The organism is Arthrobacter sp. GCM10027362, assembly GCF_042679445.1.
Classification (GTDB): Bacteria; Actinomycetota; Actinomycetes; order Actinomycetales; family Micrococcaceae; genus Crystallibacter.
In genome coordinates, this window is the sequence record NZ_JBHTML010000271.1 from 1 (window position 1) to 3,829 (window position 3,829).

Here is a 3,829-nt window from a genome sequence, read left to right on the forward strand (position 1 = left end):
ACGGCCAGCACGCGCACCCGTTCCGGCAGCGTCCCCTGTCCGGTGTCCGCGGCGAGCAGCCGGGCCGCCTCCACGTGCCCGCGCAGCACCAGTTTGGCGACGGCGGTGCCCAGCGCCGCCGAGGTTCCGGCCAGTTCCCGGCGCTGCTGGGCCTTGAGCGAGAGCAGCACGCAGACGGTGAGCATGATCTGCCGGTCCGCCTTGGTCAGCGTCCGGCCGGCGCCAATGGCCAGGAAGCCCTCGATCTGCCGGCCGGCCAGGATGGGATACTCCACCACTGCGCCGCCGTGCAGGCTGAAGGTTGCCGCCGAGTGCGCCCCGGCTTGGTTCAGCCGCACTGTTTCCTGTCGCAGTTCCGGCACGAGTGCGGCCGTACTGGCCGGCCAGCAGGTCTCGGGGCCGCCGTCCGCGGGCAGGTAGGCGGCCCAGCCGCCGAGTGCCTGGGCCAGGCCCTTGACGACGGCAGGCAGGGCGTCCGGCCGCAGCGCGGCGCGGGCGAGCGCGGTCTGCGTGCCCAGCCCGGCAATCAGGTCCGCCTGGCCGCCCTGGGACGCCAGGTCCCAGTATGCCCGGGACACGTCCAGGAACGGCACCCCGTCCGGCACCACCAGCAGCTCCAGCCCCTCGACCCGGCACGCCTCGGCCAGGACGTCCGGCACCTCGTCCAGCCCCTCGCCCAGGCCCAGCCCCAGCGCCGCGATACGGCGGCCCGCCAGCCGGCGCACATAGGCGGCCGTGGCGGCCTCGTTCGCCTGGCCGGCACTGCCGCCGGTGCCGCGCAGCGGGATGCCGGTGGTCAGCAGCAACTCCCCGCCTTCCAGGTACGGCGTGGGGTCTTCCAGTTCGGACACATGCACACCGGAGAGCTGGCGGCCGGAGGTCGTGCCGGACACGGACTGCAGCGAACGGCCAAGGCGGGTACACAGATGCGCGAGCGAGACCATGGCATGATTATGCGCCTGTTTCGTCGGAACATCCGAAAACCGGCAGTTAATTGGGCAAGGCGTCCAATGACCGGGTGCCGGTGCTGCCTTTAGGGTGGTGCCCATGACGGAAAGCCCCGCCGCAGCCATGTCTGCAGACCCTGCCCCTGCCCCGCTCCCCCAGATCCGCCACCTGGCCACGGCCATCCCCGGCCCTCGCTCGCAGGCGCTGCACGCCGAGCGACTGGCCCACGTCACCGACGGCTTCGGCGTGGCCCTTCCGGTGTTCATTGACCGGGCCGACGGCGGCATCCTGCAGGATGTGGACGGCAACCGGATCATCGATTTCGCCTCCGGCATCGCCGTGACCAGCATCGGCGCCAGTCACCGGCGGGTGCGCGAACGCATCGCCGCCCAGCTTGGGCGCTTCACGCACACCTGCTTCATGGTCACCGAATACGAGTCCTTCACCCAGGTGGCCAAGTGGCTCAACGAGCACACCCCCGGCGACTTCGAGAAGCGCACCGCGCTCTTCTCCACCGGTGCCGAAGCGGTAGAGAACGCGGTCAAAATCGCCCGTTCAGCCACCGGGCGCGAAAAGGTGCTGGTCTTCGACGAGGCCTACCACGGCCGGTCCCTGCTGACCATGGCGATGACGGCCAAGGTCAACCCCTACAAGCTCAATTTCGGTCCGTTCCCGGCCGAGATCGTCCGGGCCACCTCGGCCAACCCGCTGCGCTCCCCCGCTGCCTCGCAGGGACCGGAAGCCGTGGCCGCCGCAGCCCTGGCCGCAGTGGAGGCCGCGCTGGCCGAGCACGGGGCGGAGGAGTTCGCCGCCATGGTCATCGAGCCGATCCAGGGCGAGGGCGGGTTCGTGGTCCCGGCGCCCGGCTTCCTGGCCGGACTGCGCCGGATCGCGGACCGGCACGGGATCGTCCTGGTGGTCGACGAGATCCAGGCCGGCATGGGCCGCACCGGCACGCTCTTCGCCAGCGAGCACGAGGGCATTGCCGGGGACATCACGCTCAGCGCCAAGGCGCTGGCCGACGGCGTGCCGCTGAGCGCGGTGACCGGCCGGGCCGAGCTGATGAACGCGGTGCACTCCGGCGGCCTGGGCGGGACCTACGCCGGCAATCCGCTGGCCTGCGAGGCGGCCCTGGCCGTGTTCGAGGCCTTCGAGGACGGCTCCCTGCTGGCCAATGCCCGCGGCATCGAGGCAGCCGCCCGCCGGATCCTCGAACCGCTGGTAGCCGAAACCGGTGTGGTCGCCGAGTTCCGTGGCCGCGGCGCGATGCTGGCGCTGGAATTCGCCGACCCCGGCACGCTGGCCCCGCGGGCCGACATCGCCAGGGACGTCTCGGCACGTTGCCATGCCGCCGGCGTGCTGACCCTGACCTGCGGCACCCACGGCAACATCATCCGGCTACTGCCGCCGCTGGTGATCGGCCAGGAGCTGCTCGAGGACGGCCTGCAGGTGCTGCGCGAGGCCATTGCCGCTGTCACCGCCGAAACCGAGCCGGCCGCCGCTGCCGCCCGCTGATCCCCCGCCCCCATCCGCTTGGAAGGCCCTGTAATGACCGAAGAATTCGATCTGATCAATATCGACTCCCTGCTCTCGGCCGAGGAACGCGCGCTGCGCGATACGGTGCGCTCCTTCGTGGAGGCCGCGATCAAGCCGAACATCGCCGGCTGGTACGAGGACGCGGTCTTCCCGCTGGAGATCGTGCCCGAAATGGCCAGGCTCGGCCTGCTGGGCATGCACCTGAAGGGCTACGGGTGCGCCGGCCGCTCCGCCGTGGAGTACGGGCTGGCCGGCGCCGAGCTGGAGGCCGGGGACTCCGGGGTGCGCACCTTCGTCTCGGTGCAGGGCTCGCTGGCCATGTCCGCGATCCACAAACACGGCTCGGAGGAGCAGAAGGCCGAATGGCTGCCGCAAATGGCGGCAGGGAAGGCGATCGGCTGCTTCGGCCTGACCGAACCCACGGCCGGCTCGGACCCCGGGTCCCTGAAGACCTTCGCCCGGAAGGACGGGGAGGACTGGGTCCTCAACGGCTCCAAGCGCTGGATCGGGCTGGCCAGCGTGGCCAAGGTCGCCATCATCTGGGCCCAGACCGAGGACGGGATCCGCGGCTTCGTCGTGCCCACCGACACCCCCGGATTCACCGCCACCCCGATCGGGCCCAAGCTCTCCATGCGCGCCTCCATCCAGTGCGAGATCGAACTGGCCGACGTGCGCCTGCCCGGCGACGCCCTGCTGCCGCAGGCCAAGGGCCTGCGCGGGCCGTTCGAATGCCTGAACGAGGCCCGCTACGGGATCATCTGGGGCGCCATGGGCGCGGCCCGGGACAGCTACCTGACCGCCCTGGCCTACTCCCGGGAGCGCCTGCAGTTCGACAAGCCGCTGGCCGGCTACCAGCTGACCCAGCAGAAGCTGGTGGACATGGCCCTGGAGATCAACAAGGGCTTCCTGCTGGCCCTGCACCTGGGCCGGCTCAAGGACGCCGGGCAGCTGCAGCCCCACCAGATCTCCGTGGGCAAGCTGAACAACTGCCGCGAGGCGATCAACATCTGCCGCGAGGCCCGCGCGATGCTCGGCGGCAACGGCATCACCCTGGACCATTCCCCGCTGCGCCACGCCAACAACCTCGAATCCGTGCGCACCTACGAAGGCACCGACGAGGTCCACACCCTCATCCTCGGCCACAAGATCACCGGCATCCCCGCCTTCCGATAGACACTGCAGGAGAAGAAGATGACTGTCGAACTGCAGCATTACCTGGCCGGCTGCTGGGAAACCGGCGACGGCGGCCTGCTCACCTCCACCAACCCGGCGCACCCCGCCGAGACGGTCGCCAACGGCCGCCAGGCCGGGGCCGCCGACGTTGACCGCGCCGTCGCCGCCGCCC

General features: G+C 70.9%; 3 protein-coding genes. 2 read left to right on the top strand and 1 reads right to left on the bottom strand.

What is annotated here, in order from left to right; all coding sequences use genetic code 11:
• On the bottom strand, positions 1-944 hold a 944-nt coding region (locus ACFQ36_RS21325; RefSeq protein WP_377017325.1), incomplete at its 3' end, for a PucR family transcriptional regulator ligand-binding domain-containing protein.
• A gap of 103 nt (positions 945-1,047) precedes the next feature.
• On the opposite strand from ACFQ36_RS21325, the gene ACFQ36_RS21330 reads away from it, so the two are divergent.
• Both ACFQ36_RS21330 and ACFQ36_RS21335 read left to right on the top strand, forming a co-directional pair.
• Entirely contained in the window at positions 1,048-2,463 is a 1,416-nt protein-coding gene (locus ACFQ36_RS21330; protein ID WP_377017327.1) for an aminotransferase class III-fold pyridoxal phosphate-dependent enzyme, read from the top strand.
• 33 nt (positions 2,464-2,496) lie between these two features.
• Positions 2,497-3,657 carry an acyl-CoA dehydrogenase family protein gene (locus ACFQ36_RS21335; protein ID WP_377017329.1) on the top strand — a complete coding sequence of 387 codons (1,161 nt, stop codon included), beginning with the start codon at positions 2,497-2,499 and terminating at the stop codon, positions 3,655-3,657.
• Positions 3,658-3,829 lie beyond the last annotated feature (172 nt).

Bases quoted from the DNA above. Each gene is read 5' to 3' on its own strand.
- ACFQ36_RS21330 (WP_377017327.1), top strand. From the start codon at position 1,048: ATGACGGAAAGCCCCGCCGCAGCCATGTCTGCAGACCCTGCCCCTGCC.
- ACFQ36_RS21335 (WP_377017329.1), top strand. From the start codon at position 2,497: ATGACCGAAGAATTCGATCTGATCAATATCGACTCCCTGCTCTCGGCC.